The sequence below is a fragment of the Microvirga sp. TS319 genome (genome assembly GCF_041276405.1).
GTDB lineage: Bacteria > Pseudomonadota > Alphaproteobacteria > Rhizobiales > Beijerinckiaceae > Microvirga.
In genome coordinates this window covers 2,032,997-2,052,362 of sequence record NZ_JBGGGT010000001.1, presented here as the reverse complement: position 1 = coordinate 2,052,362, position 19,366 = coordinate 2,032,997, and the positions used below count along the sequence as shown (strand labels likewise).

At 63.2% G+C, this 19,366-nt stretch carries 19 protein-coding genes and 1 riboswitch; of the genes, 13 read left to right on the top strand and 6 right to left on the bottom strand.

What is annotated here, in order from left to right; all coding sequences use genetic code 11:
- Positions 1-101: 101 nt before the first annotated feature.
- From AB8841_RS09335 to AB8841_RS09315, 5 genes are all read right to left on the bottom strand, one after another.
- Positions 102-881, bottom strand: a complete 780-nt coding sequence (locus AB8841_RS09335) for a Crp/Fnr family transcriptional regulator (protein WP_370435485.1) — start codon at positions 879-881, stop codon at positions 102-104.
- A 208-nt stretch (positions 882-1,089) separates the two neighbouring features.
- On the bottom strand, positions 1,090-1,356 hold the full coding sequence (locus tag AB8841_RS09330) for a hypothetical protein (protein WP_370435484.1): 267 nt from the start codon (positions 1,354-1,356) through the stop codon (positions 1,090-1,092).
- A gap of 411 nt (positions 1,357-1,767) precedes the next feature.
- On the bottom strand, positions 1,768-2,001 hold the full coding sequence (locus tag AB8841_RS09325) for a hypothetical protein (protein ID WP_370435483.1): 234 nt from the start codon (positions 1,999-2,001) through the stop codon (positions 1,768-1,770).
- 56 nt (positions 2,002-2,057) lie between these two features.
- On the bottom strand, positions 2,058-2,831 hold the full coding sequence (locus AB8841_RS09320; protein ID WP_370435482.1) for an SDR family NAD(P)-dependent oxidoreductase: 774 nt from the start codon (positions 2,829-2,831) through the stop codon (positions 2,058-2,060).
- 59 nt (positions 2,832-2,890) lie between these two features.
- Positions 2,891-3,187 carry a hypothetical protein gene (locus tag AB8841_RS09315; RefSeq protein ID WP_370435481.1) on the bottom strand — a complete coding sequence of 99 codons (297 nt, stop codon included), beginning with the start codon at positions 3,185-3,187 and terminating at the stop codon, positions 2,891-2,893.
- A gap of 188 nt (positions 3,188-3,375) precedes the next feature.
- On the opposite strand from AB8841_RS09315, the gene AB8841_RS09310 reads away from it, so the two are divergent.
- The 10 genes from AB8841_RS09310 to AB8841_RS09265 all read left to right on the top strand — a co-directional run bounded on the left by AB8841_RS09310 (position 3,376) and on the right by AB8841_RS09265 (position 14,651).
- Positions 3,376-4,536, top strand: a complete 1,161-nt coding sequence (locus tag AB8841_RS09310; protein ID WP_370435480.1) for a mandelate racemase/muconate lactonizing enzyme family protein — start codon at positions 3,376-3,378, stop codon at positions 4,534-4,536.
- 33 nt (positions 4,537-4,569) lie between these two features.
- Positions 4,570-5,748: a M24 family metallopeptidase gene (locus AB8841_RS09305; RefSeq protein ID WP_370435479.1), complete on the top strand. Its 1,179-nt coding sequence runs from the start codon at positions 4,570-4,572 to the stop codon at positions 5,746-5,748.
- Between the two features lie 132 nt (positions 5,749-5,880).
- Positions 5,881-7,320, top strand: a complete 1,440-nt coding sequence (locus AB8841_RS09300; RefSeq protein ID WP_370435478.1) for an amidohydrolase family protein — start codon at positions 5,881-5,883, stop codon at positions 7,318-7,320.
- Between the two features lie 50 nt (positions 7,321-7,370).
- Positions 7,371-7,472, top strand: a riboswitch (glycine riboswitch).
- A gap of 145 nt (positions 7,473-7,617) precedes the next feature.
- Complete coding sequence (locus AB8841_RS09295) at positions 7,618-8,889, top strand: D-amino acid dehydrogenase (protein ID WP_370435477.1); 1,272 nt, start codon at positions 7,618-7,620, stop codon at positions 8,887-8,889.
- A 392-nt stretch (positions 8,890-9,281) separates the two neighbouring features.
- Positions 9,282-10,367 carry an NAD/NADP octopine/nopaline dehydrogenase family protein gene (locus AB8841_RS09290; protein ID WP_370435476.1) on the top strand — a complete coding sequence of 362 codons (1,086 nt, stop codon included), beginning with the start codon at positions 9,282-9,284 and terminating at the stop codon, positions 10,365-10,367.
- Positions 10,367-11,257, top strand: coding sequence for a dipicolinate synthase subunit DpsA (locus tag AB8841_RS09285; RefSeq protein ID WP_370435475.1), 891 nt, complete (start codon positions 10,367-10,369; stop codon positions 11,255-11,257). The genes AB8841_RS09290 and AB8841_RS09285 overlap by 1 nt, the downstream gene beginning before the upstream one ends.
- On the top strand, positions 11,254-12,600 hold the full coding sequence (locus AB8841_RS09280) for a dihydroorotase family protein (protein ID WP_370435474.1): 1,347 nt from the start codon (positions 11,254-11,256) through the stop codon (positions 12,598-12,600). Before AB8841_RS09285 ends, AB8841_RS09280 begins: the two co-directional genes overlap by 4 nt.
- A complete protein-coding gene (locus tag AB8841_RS09275; RefSeq protein WP_370435473.1) occupies positions 12,579-13,250 on the top strand; it encodes a resolvase in 672 nt (223 codons plus the stop codon). The genes AB8841_RS09280 and AB8841_RS09275 overlap by 22 nt, the downstream gene beginning before the upstream one ends.
- Before the next feature lie 193 nt (positions 13,251-13,443).
- Complete coding sequence (locus AB8841_RS09270) at positions 13,444-13,665, top strand: 2-hydroxymuconate tautomerase (RefSeq protein ID WP_370435472.1); 222 nt, start codon at positions 13,444-13,446, stop codon at positions 13,663-13,665.
- Positions 13,662-14,651: an isochorismatase family protein gene (locus tag AB8841_RS09265; protein WP_370435471.1), complete on the top strand. Its 990-nt coding sequence runs from the start codon at positions 13,662-13,664 to the stop codon at positions 14,649-14,651. The genes AB8841_RS09270 and AB8841_RS09265 overlap by 4 nt, the downstream gene beginning before the upstream one ends.
- Positions 14,652-14,822: 171 nt before the next feature.
- On the opposite strand, the gene AB8841_RS09260 is transcribed toward AB8841_RS09265, so the two are convergent.
- Positions 14,823-16,190, bottom strand: coding sequence for a cytosine deaminase (locus AB8841_RS09260; protein WP_370435589.1), 1,368 nt, complete (start codon positions 16,188-16,190; stop codon positions 14,823-14,825).
- Positions 16,191-16,539: 349 nt separating this feature from the next.
- On the opposite strand from AB8841_RS09260, the gene AB8841_RS09255 reads away from it, so the two are divergent.
- From AB8841_RS09255 to AB8841_RS09245, 3 genes are read left to right on the top strand one after another with little or no spacing between them, the layout of a single operon-like run.
- Positions 16,540-17,289, top strand: coding sequence for a GntR family transcriptional regulator (locus tag AB8841_RS09255; protein ID WP_370435470.1), 750 nt, complete (start codon positions 16,540-16,542; stop codon positions 17,287-17,289).
- A gap of 12 nt (positions 17,290-17,301) precedes the next feature.
- The gene (locus AB8841_RS09250) at positions 17,302-17,769 is read left to right on the top strand and encodes a RidA family protein (RefSeq protein WP_370435469.1); all 468 of its coding nucleotides are present in this window, start codon (positions 17,302-17,304) and stop codon (positions 17,767-17,769) included.
- Between the two features lie 2 nt (positions 17,770-17,771).
- Positions 17,772-18,776 (top strand): GTP-binding protein, encoded by a 1,005-nt coding sequence (locus tag AB8841_RS09245; RefSeq protein ID WP_370435468.1) that lies wholly within the window; start codon positions 17,772-17,774, stop codon positions 18,774-18,776.
- The last annotated feature ends 590 nt before the right edge of the window (positions 18,777-19,366 follow it).

Sequence of the window (19,366 nt, the reverse complement as noted above, 5' to 3'; positions counted from 1 at the left end):
GGGAGATCCCCTACAGGCATCAAGACCACAGGCGGCCCGGCGAGGAAGGCCCTCGCCGGGCCGCGCACGATTGCCAACCCCTTTTTTCGTCCGGGCCTGTCTTACGACAGGTGCTGCCGATGGGCGGATCCGGCGATGCCCGGCAATCCGGCCAACCGCATGAGGCCGGCCTTGTCCACGATCTCGATCTCCTGCGGAGTCGGCAACCGGATCTGCCCATGCTGCTTCAGCCGCGTCAGGGTGCGGCTGACGGTTTCGACGGTCAGCCCGAGATAATCCGCGATATCGTAGCGGCTCATGAGCAATTCGACCGTGTTCCCCGGCCCACCCCGGCCGGCGGAGTGCCGAGCCGCCATGATCAGGAAGCACGCGACCCGTTCCAGAGCCGACAGGCATCCGAGCAATACCTGCCGTCGGTTCGCTGCGTGAAGAGCGGCCCGGATCATCTCATGCAGCTGACAGGCGAGACTCGGATGTCGCTCGACGAGTTCGCGAAAATGCTGTCGCGGGACCGCATAGGCCTTGGATGGCACGACGGCCTCCGCATTCTGCCAATAGGCCCCTTCGTCGAGAATCGGCAGAAGATCGCCCGGCCTGGCAAAGTCCGTGATGTGCCGCCGGCCGTCGGCCAATGTGTCGAACACGCGCACCAGCCCGGATGCGAGAAGATAGAGCGAATGGCACGCCTCGCCCGCCGAGAACAGCGGCTGATTCGCCGCCAGCCTGACGGGCTTCATGCAGAGCCGGTGCTCCGCGGCAAAAACCGTGAGCGATCGTTCAAGGGTCTGCAGACCCGGAACAGGGGCAGATGCGCCCACATCTCCGGCGCGCATGAGGCGCTCGCCGGTTTCACGCGTGTGTGAGGGGATGAAGGAGGTCAAAGCCGTTCCGCCGCAGTTCTTCGAGTTGCTTCCCGAGCTGTTTCCACGTGTGTCGAAACTGCTCTCTCTTCGCTTCGCCGAAAATGGTTCTAGAGCACCGGCCCCAAAAGTGGATTTGCACTTTTGGGAACGAAACCGATGCTCTCTTCTTGGGAAGAGCGCATCGTTCTGGCTAAAAACCGGATCCACTTTTTCTTCGCACGATGCGCTAGATGAGATCCCAGAGAGCCCCGAGCTCTCCCTTCAGATGGATGAAACTATCGGTCGCTCCCCGCCTTTCAGCTTCGGTGGCGTGCGGGGTTCGCGCGACGTCCGCATTGGAGCGCGTCTTGTGAGCAGCGGTTTGCATGCCCAGTGTCGAGTGGGAGCTGTTCGCCACCTCGGTCGCCAGGGTGACGATGCTGTCGAAGTCGCCGTATCGGCAGGATCGGGCCTGCTCCTTCCAGCGTGCTCGAATGATGTGGCCGATGTTCATTGCGTTTCTCCTGAATTGCCTGATGCCGGCGCGAGCGATCGGATTTGGAAGGCGAAGCGCAATCCGCGCGGTCGTCCGCGCCGTCGGCCCTGAGGTCGAGCGGTTCACATCATCACGTCTCGCCGGTCTGCATGCGCAGGCGGCCTTCGTGATCGGATGGGAGAGGATTCATGCTTCAGAAGCGAAACGGCCGCCTTCGATGCTCGCCTGGTCGCGTTGGCGCATGCGCCATCAATCCCCGGACCAGAGACTGTGTCCGGGGCTCAGAATCCCGTCTTCAGACGGCCCGCGCGCATGGCTGAAAGGGCTTTGATCGTGAGCATGGCGCCGCAACGTCGGCCACCGGGGTACAAATGTCAAGCTGGGTCCGGGAGCCGGCGCGGTCTTGCGACCGGTCGCGGTGACGGCCGCTTACCGCAGGCTTATGCCGACGTGCATGCCGCCTCGATCAACGGCGCTCTGCTCCGGAGCGCCGCGATCCATCTCGCGCGGCGTGCGGTCTGACAGGGTCGGGCGACATTCGATACAAGGCGGGAACGTGATGACCACGGCTTCGCCCGCGCAGCAGACGAGAATGTAGCCGCTCTTGATCTCGTCCAAAAGCTCACTGATCGGCTGGAGCCAGGATTGAAAGGGCCCGATCATGTCTCACTCCCTTCTTCGTTGTCGTCGCCGCGAACCTGCCTGCTATCCGCGCCGCATCAATCCGCCGTCCAGCCTCCGTCCACGACGAGAGAGGTCCCGGTGACGAGCGCGGCGGCGTCGGACGCCAGAAAGACGATGGCTCCCATCAGATCCTCGACCGTGCCAATGCGTCCTAATTTGATCTTTGCCTTGATCCCTTCCATGGCCGCCGGTCCCAATCCGTAGGAGCGCGTGAGGGGTGTGTCGGTAAAGGTCGGCGCGACGGCGTTGACGCGGATGTTGTAGGGACCGAGCTCGACCGCGAGAGCTTTCGTGAGGCCCTCGACCGCGAACTTGGAGGCCACGTAAAGCGAGCGGTCGGCTGCGCCGACATGTCCGAGCTGGGAGGATATGTGAATGATGGATCCGGCGCGTCCTGCCGCCATGAGCGTCGACGCGACATTCTGCGTCAGGAAATACGTTGCCCTGACATTCAGCCCGAACACCGCGTCGAAATCATCGGGACCGACGTCCCGCAACGGCTTCGGCCGGTTGATTCCGGCGTTGTTGACGAGAATGTCGAACGGCTCCATGGCGGCCACGACCCGTCCGGATCTCTCGACGTCGGTGATGTCGAGAGCGATGGCGTCTGCGGCCCCGCCCTTCGCCCTGATGGCGTCGGCCGCGGACTGAACCTCGTGTTCGGTGCGGGCGCACAGCAGAACGGATGCACCGGCTTCGGCGAGCGCTGCCGCCGCCGCCAGGCCGATGCCGCGTCCGGCGCCCGTGACCAACGCGCGCCGACCGTCGAGGCGGAAGGAGGGGGTGCGGGGCAGGGCGGTGCCGGACATGGTTCAGCGCCTTGCCTTAGGGGATGCGGCCCGATTCAGAGAACGGAACCTGGTACCGGTCATTGGTCGACCTCGTAGAGATGCCGCTCGAAGCGGGAGAGCAGCGTGTGCATGGCCTGCCGAGCCTCCGTGAAATCCTTTGAGGCCTTCCTGGCGGCCATGTCGGCCTCGTAATCCTCGCGGGTCTCGAAGCTGCATTCCCACTGGACATCCGGGCCGTCCCCCTCGGTTCTGACGAGGATCCGCCCCGGCGCAAGACCAAGTTGCCGCCGGATCTCGGTCGCCCGGCGCCGTTGCTTCAAAACATCTTCTGCGCGGCCGTCTTTCGCGAAGTAGTTGGTTGCCTCTACGATCATCGTTGGTCCTCTGCTCTTTTCGACGACTATCGGCAGATAGTACCGGTCGCCACCTCCCCGAAGCAAACCCGGTTCGCGGGCCGGAGGCGCTTGACGACCGTTCAAATTTGATCATAGTGTGTGATCACATTCGATGATCGCAAGCTAACGCATCGGTCATGCGGTGACAAGGAAAAAGGTGCACGACATTGCCCACGATCACATCCGTCGAAACCCTGCTTGTTCATTTGCCGACCCGACGAGAGCATAAATGGGCGGGCCTCACCGAAGTCATCGGCCGCTATGTCATCGTCAGGATGACAGACAGCGACGGCAGGATCGGCTGGGGCGAGGCCCCGGCCCTCAAGGATTGGGGCGGCGAATTCGGCCGTTACTTCGGGGAATCCGCGCAGATCACCCGCGGCGTGATCGATACTTACCTGGCGCCGGCTCTGATCGGAGTCGAACTGGGCAACTTCGCCGAGATGCATGCCCGGATGGACGCCGTCATTCGCGGCTATCCCTATTCGAAAGCCGCGGTGGAATTCGCCGCCTACGATCTGACCGGCCGGTGGCTCGGCGTTCCGGTGCACACGTTGCTGGGCGGCAAGGCGCGCGAGCGCATCCCGGTAACCCATTCGATCGGTCTTATCCCGATCGAGGAAGCGCGCGCCGAGGTCGCGAAACTGGTCAGGGAAGGGGTCAAGACCATCAAGGTCAAGATCGGCGTCGATCCGGAGCGCGATGTCGCGATGGTCGATGCCGTGCGCGAGGTTGCGGGCGATGCCGTCGAGATCTGCGTCGACGCCAACGAGGGCTACAAGACGCCAGGCGAGGCAGTCCAGATCGTGCGCCGGATGGAAAAGAACCGGCTCAAATACGTCGAGCAGCCGGTCATGGGGATCGATCGGATCGCCGAAGTCGGCCGCCGCATCGATGCTCCGGTCATGGCGGACGAGTCGGCCTGGAACGCACATGACTCGATCCAGATCATCCGCTGCGGCGGAATCCAGATCGTCTCGATCTACACGACCAAGGCCGGTGGCCTCTACAAGGCCATGGAGGTTGGCGCCGTATGCCGCGCCGCCGGGATCGTCTGCAACGTGAATGGTTCCATCGAAACCGGAATCGGCAATCTGGCCAATGTCCAACTGGCCGCGGCGTGCCCTGCCGTCACCCTGTCCTGCGTCATTCCGGTTTCGACACCCGCCGAAGCGCAGCACGGCCAGGTCGGTGGAATTTACTACAAGGACGACCTGCTCGCTGAGCCGATGCAGTTCGTCGACGGCGCAATCGTCGTGCCGTCCGGGCCCGGCATGGGCATCGATGTCAGCATGGACAAGGTCGAAAAATATCAGGTTCGCGACTGAGGACCTGCAGAAAAACGAGGGAGGAACAACAGAATGCGTGAAGAAATCGTCGCCAAACAGATCAAGGCCATGGCCGATAACGGTCTCGATGCCATCATTTGCTCTTCGCCTGAAAACTTTGCCTACACGACGGGATTCGTGGTTCCGTCCCAGCCCCTTATCCGCCATCGCCACGCCATGACGATCGTCACGGCGGATGGCGGCACGGCGCTGTTCGGCGTCGACATGGAGGCGTCGACGATCAGGCGCCGCCTGCCCGACGTGCCGTCGCGGATCTGGGCCGAGTTTTCCGACGATCCGATGCTCGTGCTGGCGGATCAGCTCTCGCAGCTCGGTCTTACCAAGGCTCGCATCGGCCTCGAAATGGACTATCTCCCGGCAGGCGACTTCAGCCGGCTCGTGGCCGCCATGCCGGAGGCGAGGTTCGAGCGTGCGGAATCGATCCTGGCGCGGCTGCGCCAGATCAAGACCGCCGAGGAGATCTCGCTGCTGCGCAAGCTGTCGCGCATCGCCGACCGGGCGATCACCGATACGCTCGCGGTCGTCGACGAAGGCGATTCGGAGATGGACATCGCAGGCCACCTGACGCGCAACGTCTATGCGCTGGGCGCGGACCATTTCAAGCTGCTGATCGTTGCGACCGGCGAGCGCAGCGTTCTGCCGAATGTCGGACCGTCCGAGCGCATCCTGAAGCGCGGGGATGTGTGCCGCGTGGAGATCTTCTCGGTCGTCAACGGCTATCAGGCCGGGGTTTGCCGCACCGCCGTCGTGGGCGAAGCGCCCCCGATGGCGGACGAGATCTGGGCGCATCTCGTCGAGTGCAAATACGAGATCATGGAAAAGGTGAAGCCGGGGGCGAGCTGCCGTGAGATCTACGATGCCTTCATCGCAAAGCTCGCGAAAATGAACCTGCCGCCGATCTCCTTCGTCGGCCACGGCATCGGTCTTCACCTCCACGAGGATCCCTATCTCGGCCTGACGCCCGTGCTGGGCAGGCCGGGAAGCGATGCGATCCTGGAGGAGAACATGGTTCTCGGCTTCGAGCCGCTATGCTACGATACCGGGTACGGCTTCGGCATGCAGAACAAGGACATGCTGCTGGTCACCGCCAACAGATCGGAGCTCCTCTCCGATTACGCCGACACCGACCGCCTCATCCTCACTGGTACGGCGAAACGGCAGGAAACGACGAGGGAGGCCGTCCTGGCCTGACCGACGCTCCTGCCGATCAGGATGCAGTCAGGCGGACTGAGTGTCCGACTGCATCCCTTCAAGAGCCTTTTGCTGCTGGAACCCGCAGGGCAGTGCCTATCCGCGGCTGTACAGTTTCAGGTGGATACACATATGCGCACGCTCATCCGAAACTTGAACTTCGTTTTCACGGTCGACAAGAACGACACCGTCTTGCGCAACGCCAGCGTGGTCGTCGCCGACGACCGCATTGCCGATATCGGTCCGGCAGACGAGGTCGCCTCCCGTCATGACGTGGAGAGTTTCGACAGGGTCATCGACGGCACCATGCTGGGCATGTGCCCCGGCTTCGTCGACAGCCATGTTCATCTCTCGGAGACGCTCTCGCGAGCCGTCTTCCCGGACAACCTGAATACCCGCGCCTGGGTGTTCCATTGGGCCAAGCCTTTCTACGCGCATATCACCGAGGAGGACGAGTATTGGGGGGCGCTGCTCGGGATCACCGAGATGCTTCGCTGCGGCACGACCTGCTTCCTCGACATGGGGTCCCAATACGATCCCGGCATCGTCGTCCGGGCCATGGAGAAGACTGGGATCCGGGGCATCACCGGGCGCCATGCGGCCGATAATCCGCCCGCAGAGCTACCGCGCGGCTGGACCCAGGAAATGGCCGATCACCATTTCTTCCCGAATGCCGAAGCCGCGCTCGAGGTCCTGGAGGATTGCGTCAGACGCTACAACGGAGCGCTGGACGGGCGCGCGCGTTGCTGGGTGAACATCGAAGGCAAGGAGCCGTGCAGTCTCGAGCTCCATGTGGGCGCCGTCAAGCTCGCGGAGAGGCTCGGCGTCGGCACGACCTATCACCTCGCCACCTCGATCGAGGAGGCGAACGTGTGCGAGAGCAAATATGGCTGCTGGCCGATCACCCGCATCGATCGGGCAGGAGGCATTGGCCACAATCTGGTGATCGCCCATGGCGCGGCGGTATCCGATGCCGAGGTTCGCCTGCTGGCCCAGCGGGGCGCGAGCGTCGCCTTCTGCCCTTGCTCGTCCTTCAAGCTCGGCAAGGGTGCGACGGCCATCGGCAAGTATCCGGAGATGGTCAAGGCCGGCGTGAAGGTCGGACTCGGCACCGACGGCGTCTCGGCCGCGGGCAACATGAACCTGATGCGGCAGATGCTGGTCGTCGCCGGCATGTTCAAGGACGCTCGTCTGAAGCCGGATGTCTTCACGGCCAGGCAGGCGCTTCGGGCCGCCACTATCGAAGGTGCCAGGGCGCTGATGTGGGATGATGAGATCGGCTCGCTGGAGGTCGGCAAGAAGGCGGACTTCATCCTGTTCGATCTCGACCACGTCGAATGGACACCGTTCTACGATCCTCTCCAGGCGCTCGTGTTCTCCGCGTCCACGGCTTCGATCACACAGACCTGGGTCGACGGACAGGTTCTGTATGCGGACGGCAAGGTGCAGGGCGTCGACGAGGCCGAAATTCGCCGGATGGCGCGCACCCTCGCGGCGGCCGCAGTGGAGCGGGCCGGTCTGCACAAGGAGGATGTCGAGACGACGACAACTCTGTACGACGAAGGCAACTGACGAAGCGCGGCCCGCGCGAGTCATTTCATCGACAGAGACAACTGCGTTCAAGAGGCTGCATGGGAGAGATCGGGGGTGCGCGTCGCGCACCGCCGGCGCCGACGGAGCAACCCCCCAGGAAACTCTCAGGCAAGGGTGACCATGCTGCTGAACGATCTGGAGAGAGGCACTGCGCGTGCCCACCGAAGGGGAAACCCGCAGCCGCTTCCTCGCTGCGGCCAAGCTCTCAGGTACAGAGACAGATTGGGGACAGCGGCGGATTTTTAATCCGCGTTCACTTCGGTCCTGGAGGATCCTATGTCCCATGTTGTCATTATCGGCGCCGGCGTGACCGGCGTCACCACGGCCTATGCCCTGCTCGAGCGCGGTTATTCCGTGACGGTGATCGAGCGCCAGCGTTACGCGGCGATGGAAACCTCCTTCGCCAATGGCGGGCAGCTCTCCGCCAGCAACGCGGAGGTGTGGAACCACGGATCGACGGTGCTGAAGGGCATCAAATGGATGCTCAAGGCCGACGCTCCATTGCTGCTCAACCCGCTTCCGAGCTGGCACAAATACTCCTGGCTGGCGGAGTTCGTCTCGAACATCGCCCACTATCGCAGGAATACGGTGGACACCACCCGTCTGGCGATATCCGCGCGCGAATACCTGTTCGCCATCGCCGAGCGGGAGAAAATCGACTTCGATCACGTCCGGCGCGGCATTCTGCACATCTACTGGGACAAGCCGAGCTTCGAGCACGCGCGCAAGGTCAACTCCCTGCTGATCGAAGGGGGACTGGAGCGCAGGCCTGTCACGGCGGCCGAAGTGAAATCGATCGAGCCCGCCCTGCACGGCGACTTCTATGGTGGCTTTCATACGCCGTCGGACTCGACGGGCGATATTCATAAGTTCACATCCGGTCTCGCCAGGGCCTGCCAGCGGCGGGGTGTCCGCTTCATCTATGATGCAGCGGTCGACGACATCGCCCGAAACCAGACCTACCGCATCGGCTATTCGCTCGGCTCGCCGTCCGATGGCGGAGACATTTCCCGCCACACCATCGAGGCCGACGTCGTGGTGATATGCGCGGGTGCGGCCAGCCGGCATTTCGCCGGCATGCTCGGCGACCGGGTCAATATCTATCCCGTCAAGGGCTATTCCATCACCGTGCATCTGGACGACGAGCAAAGCCAGAGAGGAGCCCCATGGGTGAGCCTTCTCGACGATCGCGCCAAGATCGTCACCAGCCGGCTGGGCAACGGCCGTTTCCGGGTAGCGGGGACGGCCGAGTTCAACGGCATGAACCGCGACATCCGCGATGATCGGGTCAAGCCTCTCGTGGAGTGGACCCGGATGCTGTTTCCGGCTGTCGGCACCAACCGGGTCGTTCCCTGGGCCGGGTTGCGTCCGATGATGCCCAACATGATGCCGCGCGTCGGAAAGGGGCGGTTGCCGGGAGTCTTCTACAATACGGGCCATGGCCATCTTGGGTGGACGCTGTCCGCCGCGACGGCGCAAATGGTGACTCAGTGCATCGAGCAGGAATTCCGCGCGCCGGAACGAAGCACCATCCCGGCGGTCGCCTAGCACATCGTTCTTGCGAAGAACCGGGACCACTTTCTCGCCGAAGCGGATCTCTTTCGCAAAAAATCGCTATCGATCGAGGAGGGACGAACGCGACATTCGTCTCTTCCTCAGCTGTCTCGTTCTTATGGACCATTCCGGAGCGCTCGCGCTCCTGTCATCCTGCGCGTGTGTTCGTTCCTGCGCCCTGTCCGGTTGGCGATATTCGCCGAGCGCGCAGTGCTTTCGACCCATGCACGACGAAGGCAAAATTTCGTTCTCATGCTTGACAAGCACGTATGTGATCATAAACTGTGATCAAATAATAAGACCAAGTCAGGGAGACGAGAAGGCAGAGCCGGCGGTGCCTGATGGGACCGGCGATCCGACTGCGCTTCCGCCCTCGGAGGAAAGACATGAAAGTAGCAGTACTGGGCGCAGGAGCAGGCGGCGCGGCATCTGTCGTCGAGCTGATCCAAGCAGGCCATGATGTTCACTTCTGGGCACGCTCACCCGACACTCTGGAGCCTCACGTCCGGCTCGGCGGAATCGCTTACGACGGCAAGCTCGGCGAAGGCGTCGCGAACCCGGCCCTGATCACCACCGACCTTAAGGCGGCGATCTCCGGCGTCGACGTGGCGGTCGTCGTGCTGCCGACATTCACGCACTCTGCGATGGCGGCCGCCCTGGCCGCCGCCGGCTGGCCCTCCGACAAGCTCGTCGTGCTCAATCCCGGGCATACCGGCGGAGCGCTCGAATTCGCCGAAACGTTCTCCCGGAGCGGCCGGGCGGCGCCTCCCGTTGTCGAATTCTCCACGATGACCTACGTGGCGCGGAAATACCGTCCTGACGGCGTCACGATCAGCGGACGCGCAAAGCACCTGAAGGCTGCAAGCCTCAAGGGCGGCGCCCATGCCATCGAGATCGCCGCGACGCTCTATCCCGGTCTTGTCCCCGTCGAGGACGTGATTGCGTCCGATCTTTCCAATGTGAACATGATCCTGCATCCGCCGGGCGCCGTCCTGGCGGCCGCCTGGGTGGAAGCCACGGGCGGCGACTTCACGTTCTATGTCGATGCCATGACGCCCGGCGTGGCCCGCGTCATGCAGCAGCTCGACCGGGAGCGCCTCGCCGTCGCCGAAGCCTTCGGGCACAAGCTCCCGAATCTCATCGAGGAGATGAAGCTCCTCGGCACGGTCGAACCCGACGTGATGGATACCGCCGATTATCGCGCGGCGATTTCGGGGGGCACGGCCAACAGCCGCATCAAGGGGCCGGATTCGTTGCAGAACCGCTACTACAAAGAGGATTTCGGTCACGGCCTGCTGCCTTTCCTGGAATTCGCCCGGATCGCGAAGGTCGAAGCTCCGGTCGCGGAGGCGCTCTATCGCCTGGCTCAGATTGCAGTCGGAACGGACTACCGCGACGGCGGGCGCACGGCGGAAGCGATGGGAATTGCCGGGCTGTCCAAGCAGCAGGTCATTGAAAAGGTAAGAATGTGATGAGCTGGCACGATACAGTGATCGCCATCGTGGCGGGCGATGCGCGGGAGCAGGAGATCGCACGCTGCGCCGTTCGGGCCGGAGCCGTGGTCCGGGCCTATGGTTTTCCATGGCCCGAAGAGGGCATTGAAGGCGTCTATCACGCCTCAGACGCTGCGGACGCTTTGAAAGGCGCCGACATCGCTCTCTTTCCCATTCCGGGCATCTCGGCGGAAGGCGCGCTGTTCGCCCCGAAGGCCCCGGACAAGATCATCCCGACGCGGGACATGCTGGCGGGAATGAGAAGACCCGGGCACATCATTCTCGGTTGGGCCGACGCGAACCTGAAGTCTCATTGCGAGGCGCTCGGCATTTCCTTGCACGAGTACGAATGGGATGTCGACCTGATGCTGCTGCGCGGCCCCGCGATCGTGGAGGGCGTGCTCAAGGTCATCATCGAGAACACCCAGATCACCATCCACAAGGCGAATGTCTGCTTGGTGGGCCAAGGCACGATCGGGTCGCTCCTGACGAGCACGCTCGTCGCTCTCGGCGCCAAGGTCCATGTCGCGGCGCGCAACCCCGTGCAGCGGGCGGCCGCTTACGCGGCCGGCGCGGAATCCTTCACGCTGGAGCAGCTTTCCCACATCCTGCCCGAGATGGACATCGTCATCGGGACGGTTCCCAAGAAGCTGATCGGTGCGGAGCAGCTCGCTCTCCTGCCGAAACACGCACTCCTCGTCGACGTGGCGGCGCCCCCGGGAACCATCGACCGCGAGGCGGCGGCTGCGAGGGGACTCAAGGCCATCTGGGCGCGCGGCATGGGAGCGCGGGCACCGATCACCGTCGGTCGCAGCCAGTGGAGCGGCATTCTTCGTCGGATCGAAGGGATTCTGGAGCAAAGGCAATGAAAGCGGATTTGGTAATCAAGAATGCCCGCGTCGTTCGTCACGACGGCGAGTTCCATGGGGGCGTGGCGGTTCAGGGAGGCAAGATCGTCCTCACGGGCGCCGACGCGGTTCTGCCGGATGCCACCCGGACGATCGACGCCGAAGGACGCGTCCTGATGCCGGGTCTCATCGATCCCCACTGCCATCTCGGTGTGAAGTTTCCCTTCGCCGAGGACATGCGGACCGAGACTGCGGCCGCCGCATCGGGCGGCGTGACGACGATCCTGCTCTACATTCGCAACCTCAAGGAATCCTATCTACCCTTCTATGAGGAGCGGAAGGCGATCGGAGAGGAGAACTCCGTCGTCGATTTCGGGTTTCATTTCGGAATCCAGCGCGAGGAGCATATCGCCGAGATTCCGGAGATCATCGCCAAGACGGGCGTCAAATCGTTCAAATGCTATTTCGGCTACGAGCCGGACAATCCGATCGGCATCGTGCCGGCGACCGACGGCTGGGTCTATGCCGCCATGCGCATCCTGTCCAAGGTCCCGGGGGGCGTGATCAACGTTCACTGCGAGAACACGCAGATCGCTTCCTGGATCAAGAAGGAAATCGCCGCGTCGGGCCGCCAGGATCTCGGCGCCTACACGGAATCGCGTCCTGCCTTCTGTGAGGTGGAGACCATCCGCCGCATGATTTTCCTCGCCGAGAAGACCGGGTGCTCTCTGCATCTGGTCCACACCTCGGTCGGCATGGGACCGGTGCTCGCGGCAGAGGCGCAAGCCCGCGGCGTTCATGTGACGGTCGAGACCTGCCCGCATTATCTCACGAGGACCTGCTACGACGAGGATCTCGACATGCGGGCCAAGATCTCGCCGCCGCTGCGGGATTGGAATGAACTCGAGGGGCTCTGGCAGGGTATGCTGAACGGTTCTGTCTACAGCTTGGGCACCGATCACGTGCCCTTCCTGCCCAAGAAGGGAGAGGACCTGTGGACCGAGTTCCCGGGTGTCGTGTCCTTCCCCTGGGAGCTGTCCCTGATGCTCCATTTCGGGGTGCATCAGCGGGGGCTCCCGCTCACCCGCCTCGTCGAGATGAACTCGTTCAATCCCGCCCGCCGCTTCGGCCTCTGGCCTCGCAAGGGCCACATCGATGTCGGCTTCGACGCCGACCTCGTGCTCGTCGACCTCGACGAGGAGCGCACCGTGAATCACACGGGAAAGGGCACCTGCATCTATGAAGGCTGGACGCTGAAAGGTTGGCCCGTCATGACGGTCGCGCGCGGCGAGGTCGTCTACGAGCAAGGCACCGTCGCCGAAGGACACTATGGCCGCGGCCGATGCGTGACGCTGCCGTCATGACCGCGATGCGGTCTTTCCAGCTGGATCTTGCGGGTCGGGACCCGCTGATGCCCGGGCGGCTATCGGTCCTCGGGGCCGTGGCGGCGATCGTGGCCAGCAAGGAAACGATCCGTCAGGAAAGACTGTCGGGCATCCATAACCCATGGGGCCATGGGATCGGGCTGACCGATCCCTGGTGCTTTCTCGAACTGTGCGAGAGCCAGCCCGTGATCGATGCCGCACGGGCGGTCATCGGACCGGATCTCATTCTTTGGGACAGCGAGTTGTTCGTGGAGGCGGGCCGCTACGTAGGGTTTCTGCAAGAGGGAAGGGAGGGGCGCTACTGGCCGGTGTCGCCTCTATCCGGGGCCGTGGTGCTGCTCCCAGTCGGGTCCGCTCGGCCGCGTCCCAAAGCCGTCGGAATCCATGCGATCGGACCGGAGTCGCTCGATGAGTTCCAGCCGTCGGAGCCGCTCTTCGTCATCAGAATCATGCCGGCGACCAGCCGCTTCGATCGCGACCCGCAGCATCCTGCGCACCGCCTCTGCATGGAGGAGCAGGTCCTGATCAACTACGCCAACCGTCCGCTTTGGCTCATCAGCGGAAGCGACAAAGGCGACAACGACTTCGTCACCGGCTTCGCACCGGCCGCGCCGGTTTGGGCAGGCTAGCGCATCGTGCGGAAAAGTGGACCCGGTTTTCCGCACGATGCGCTGATCTAAGAAGGGAGCATCGAACGCGGGAAGTGGGAACCGGTTTTGCATGAAAAGATGCTCACCGTCAAAATGTTAAAGCGTCGGACGTGCGTTCGATTTCACGTCCGACGCTTTAGAACAACATCCAGAGAGAAGGAAGGGGAGAGACATGCCGTTCGTCATCGTCGAGATGTGGGAGGGGCGCTCCGTCGAGCAGAAGCGCAACCTCGTCAGGGCCATCACGAAGGCCATGGTGGAAGAGGCCGCATGCAAGCCCGATCACCTGCACGTCGTCATCCATGAAACCGCCAAGGACAGCTGGGGGCGCGGCGGCGTTCTCGGCATCGACATGGCAGAGAACAAGAACGACAAGCCGGAGGAACACAGATGAGCTTGGAAGTCCTCGACTATCGTAAGTCGGCGCTGTTGGTCATCGACCTGCAGAATGCGTTCATCCATGAGAAGGGCACGCTCGGCATCTCCGGGGTCGACACGAAGCGCCTGGCATCAATCGTTCCGCCGCTCGCCCGGCTCATCAAGAGATGCCAGGACGTCGGGATCCCGGTGATCTGGACGATGCAGGAGCATTTCGCCCTCGACCACAATCGCGCCAAGAAGAAGCTTCTGGGCCATACCGCCCGCCGCAAGCAGGTCTCGGCCCTGGCAGGCAGCTGGGACGAGGAGATCATCGACGAGCTCAAGCCCCTGGCCGCGTTCGACCCGTCCTTCGTCATCCGCAAGCACCGTTTCGGAGCCTTCTACGAGACACGCCTCGAGATGATGCTGAAGATGCTCGGTACGCAGCACCTCTTCGTCACGGGAGCCACGACCAATGCCTGCGTGGAGACGAGCATCCGCGAAGCCTATCTCCGCGACCTCGACGTCGTCGCGGTCGACGACTGTATTTCGGGCGTCAACCCGGATTGGGAGGCCACGGCCAAGCAGGTCTGGAAGCAGTATTTCTGCGAGGTGGCCTCCTCATCGGACGTTCTCGACTGGATTGGCGACCAGATAAAGCCCCGTGTGACGAGTTACGGTCATCAGCTGATCATGGTGTCCGACATCGAGAAGTCGGTCGACTTCTACACCGATCTGCTCGGGTTCACGATCAGGCCGGCCAAGCCGCTCGCCGACGGACGGCCGTTCACCGCCTTCCATCAGGGCATCGCGCTCATTAACGGCCGCGAGGCCGGTCATCGTCAGCTCGACCACATCGCGTTCGAGGTCAATGACGTTCGGTCGCTCGACGCCAAGCTCAAGAAAGCCGGCGTGCGCTACTACAATGAGCTCCACAACGGCCCTTACGGGTTGACGATCTACATCGCCGATCCGGACGGAACCAAGGTCGAGCTGTATCAGGTGGGCGCTGCCGTTTAACGTCGGTGTCGTCTTCCCGTCGTCCTGGAGCATCGGACGTGAAAAGTGGAATCCACTTTTGGGTCCGATGCTCCCTTCGTGGGAAGAGCGCATCGTGCAAAAAACAGGGGCCACTTTTTCGCACGATGCGCTCGCCCGCCGTTCCCCGTCGGGCGAAACCGTATGTCGGGGTCAATCCGGAGCCAGGCCGGCGAGCCCGTCGAGCTCTGCGTAGGAAGGCAGGGATGAGGTTTGCGGGCAGCCGGCCCGGATGACGACGCGGTTGCCTTCCGGGCGCGACAGGATCTCGGACCAGGAACGGCCCTCGAACAGGATGAAGTCGGCCCACAGTCCTTCGCGGATTTCTCCAGTCCGATCGAGCCCCATGATGGCCGCCGGGGTCGTCGAGACGGTCGTCGGCCAGGTTCCAGTCGGATTGTCGAGATGAAGAACGCGCGTGCCGAGGCGATAGGTATCGAGCATGTCGAGATCGCCGTAGGCGTGAAACGGATCCCGGGTATTGTCAGAACCGAGCGCGACGGGAATGCCGTAGCGCCTCATCTCGTGCAGAAGCGTGACGCCGCGCCATCGGGGCGTCGTGCCGTCGTGACGACGGTCCTGCAGGTAAAGGTTGCAGGTGGGCAAGGACACGACCGCAATTCCGGAATCGGCGACAAGGCCGAGCGTGTCCCCGACGGTCGATGCTGGCTGGCTTGCGAGGGAGCAGCAATGTCCGACCAGCACCTTGCCGCGTCCCTTCGCCCGAAGGGCCGCAAGAGCGATGCGCCGAAGGCAATCCGACGAAGGGTCTGCCGTTTCGTCGGCATGAAAATCGAGATCGAGGCCGTAGCGTCCTGCGGCCGCGAACATCCTGTCGAGAAGCCTGTCGAAGTCGGGAACGGGGTAGGCGACTGCGCCGAGCACGCCGCCGCAGGCGGCGACCACCTGTGAAATTCGTGCGAGGAACGCCTCGTCGCGGGCGAAATCGATGCCGAAAAGGCAGGAGCCCTGCAGATCGATCCGATCGCGCCATTGTTCCCGAAGATCCCGGAAGACCGGCCACGAAACCGCGTCCTGCGGCGGCTGCGAGTCGAGATGCGTCCGGACGGCTCTCGTTCCGTAGTGGTGGGCGCAGCGCAAGGAGAAGTCCATGCGGCGCAGTAGATCCTCGAACGACCAGTTCGCCTCCCGGTCCGCTTTGGCGGCGGACAACGCGGTCGCGAAGGCACCATCGGCGTCACTCGTTCGGGGCAGGATGTGGCCTTTGTCGAGATGGGTGTGGCAGTCGACAAACAGGGGAAGCGCCACCCGTCCGCCGATATCGACGACAGGAGCCCCATCGTCGCCGGAGCGTTCGGATGCAGAGAGCGGGGCAGCAATCCTCGCGATCTTTCCGGCCTCGACGGTCAGGTCGGCGAGGACGAAGTCCCCGTCTGCGGCCGGTGTGAAGCTTCCTGCCATGGTGGAAGGATCGAGACGCACATTGCCGAGGACGTAGCGCCCCCGCGCCGCATGGGCGGCAACCGTCTCCCGAAGGACTGCCTGGGTGGGAACCGGCATCGGCATCGAGCGGCTCGTCATCGCCTGGAGAACTCCCGGGGAGCGGCCGGCCGGGCCGCGGAGTTCGGGGCCGGTCCATGACTGTCAGGGAGGGAGATGATATGATGCATCATGGCGTCCGTCGTGGCCGCATTGTGCGGCCGCTTGCGGGCATGATGGGAATACAGGTTGCCATCATGCACGGTTTGGAATATTGATCACACTATGAGATCACACACGCGGCGCCGTCAACTCTCCCCCGCCGAGGTCCCGCCTCGAGGAGGGCATCCGCAGGCCCCTTTCGGGGCTGCGTGCCGCGAAGCCTGAGAGCCTTGGACGCGAGACGGAAGGCGCGGAATATGGATCAACGATGAGTGAGAAATCAAAAACCGAAAAACCCGCGCAGGCCAAGCCCGAGCGCGGCCATGTCCATGAGCATGTTCTGAACTACATGCGGCGCGGCCTCATGGTCGGCGCTTTTCTGCCCGGTCAGGTGATGAGCCTGCGCAAGCTCGCGGAGGCTTTGGGAACCAGCCCGATGCCCGTCCGGGAGGTGTTGAGCCGGCTCGTTGCCGCGAATGCCCTGGAGGAGACGAAGGGCGGCTCGGTCCGCGTACCGCGCCTCAACCCCGAAAAACTGAGCCATCTCTTCGCCGTGAGGGAGCTTTTGGAGGGCATGGCAACCGAGCTCGCGGTCGAAAAGGCGACGCCGGCCCTGACGACCGAGCTTGCCAAGATCAACAAGCACCTGCTCACGGCGATCGAACGGCGCGACATCATGAACTGCCTTTCGATCAATCAGGAATTCCACTTCACGCTCTACAACGCCGCCGAATCCGAAGTGCTGAGTCCGCTTATCGAGTCTCTCTGGCTGCAGTTCGGGCCGACGATGTACATGTCGCTGCTGATCCCCTCCATGCCGTGGAACGCATCCGACCACGAGGCCATCCTGACCGCCCTGAAGGCAGGGAATGCCACGGCCGCGAAGCGCGGCGTGGTCCAGGATATCCGCACAACCTGCCGGGCGCTGCTCAGCGTCGCCGGATCGCAGGGCATCGAGTTGCCCTTCACTTTGGGGCAGGAGCTGCAATTCGACTTTTTGGCGCGCAAGGTATCTTGAGGAGAGTGTGTGATGGGGGGACGATACGAGCATAAGCTGGCAGAGCTGGGTATCAGCCTGCCGGACGCGGTTGCTCCAGCAGCGAACTACGTGCCGGCGCGGCGCGTGGGCAATCTGGTGTATGTGTCCGGGCAGGTGCCTCGGGACGGGGGCCAGGACAAGTTCACCGGCAAGCTCGGCGCGGGCATATCCATCGAAGAGGGTCAGGCCGCGGCCCGCCTTTGCGCGATCAACATCCTCGCCCAGCTTCGGCATGCCCTGAACGGCGATCTCGACAGGGTCGTGGGAGTCGTGCGCCTCGGAGGCTTCGTCAATGCCGATCCGGCCTTCGGGGATCATCCCAAGGTCATCAACGGCGCGTCCGACCTGATGGTGGCGGTCTTCGGCGAGGCGGGGCGTCATGCCCGCGCGGCCGTCGGCTGCAGCTCCCTGCCGCGCAACGTCGCCGTCGAGGTGGATGCGATATTCGAGGTCGCCTGACCGTGCAGCCGTCGTCCTCCGAACCCGATCAGAGAATACCGGTTCATGTGCTGACGGGCTTTCTCGGAAGCGGCAAGACCACGTTTCTCACGCACCTCCTCGGTGAACCCGACCTGGCCGATACGGCCGTCGTCATCAACGAGTTCGGCGAGGTCGGGCTCGATCATCTTCTCGTGAGGGAAGTTTCGGAAGATGCCGTACTGCTCTCGTCCGGGTGCCTGTGCTGCGCGGTTCGCGACGATCTCGTATCGACCCTGGTGGACCTCCTGGCGATGGCTCAGCGCGGAGACGCGGTGCGCTTTCGCCAGGTCGTCGTCGAGACCACGGGTCTTGCCGATCCCGCTCCCATCATGCATGCAGTGATGAGCGACCTTCGCCTGCGGCGGGGCTACCGCGCAGGGCGCATCGTCACGGCCGTGGACGCCGTCAGCGGCCTCGACAGCATCGGACGGTTCGCGGAGGCCAGCCAGCAGGTCGCCCTGGCCGATACCATCCTCATCACGAAGTCGGACATTGTCGAGCCGTGGCAGCTCGATGCCGTCAGGCTCGGCATTTCCAGGATCAATGCGCGCGTCAGCCCGCTCGTCTCGAGCAAGAATGCGATGCCGCGCGCACAGGATATCTTCGAAGAGCGGGAGAGTTGGGAGCCGGGCTATACCCAGATGTCGAACACGCTGCCGGTTGGCCAGCACAGCGACGGGATCGAGACATTCACGGTCGAGGTCGCAAGCGAAGTCGACTGGCCGTCTTTCGTGGAATGGATGGAGCTGCTCCTCGTCAGCCGCGGCCGTAGCATCCTGCGCGTGAAAGGGCTCTTGTCGGTCGCAGGCGATCCGCGCCCCCTCGTGGTGCACGGCGTGCAGCACGTCGTTTATCCCCCGGAATATCTGCCCGCCTGGCCCGACGGCGAGCGAAAGGGATGGCTCGTCTTCATCGCGCGCAATCTCAGCAAAAGCGCCATCATGAGATCGCTGCCCAGCACCTTCGCGTCCACGCACCGGAGTTGATTCCGACAGAGCGAGATCACGCACTTTTCACTTTGCTTCGCCGCATTGCGCATCGTGCGAAAGTGGACCCGGTCTTTCGCAAGAACGATGTCCTGGTATTCCGCTGGCGGAACGAACTCTCTTCACCGGAAAAAGTCCCGGAGAGGGCGGAAGCCGGTTTGTATTCTCGCCGGGTTGCCCCTTGCTGTCGATTGCCTCGGCGTGCAGCCTTGCGCACAATGCTTCAACATCTTGGTTTCGAGCATCGCTTCACGCAAAGCCGGTTTCTGCTTTGGCGTTCGATGCTCCAGCATGATCATCGAGACCCGTTGGGCGGGAGCGCTGCTCCCCATCCTTCGAAGGAAGGTTTGCTCCGGCAATCCGAATCAACCCTGTCGGTTTCTCCAAGCTGCCCACCGCCGTGACGACGGTCCTCTTTGACCCACACTATAGCATCACGGCCGGCCGGAGATGCCTTTCGCGTGAGAGTTCGGATCGAACGACGGCCGACTGAAACTTGCCCTTGACACAGTCCATTTGTGATCACAACATGAGATCAAGTATGCGGTTCGTAAATGCCTCCACGCTCACCATAGAAGACGGCAGGCCGC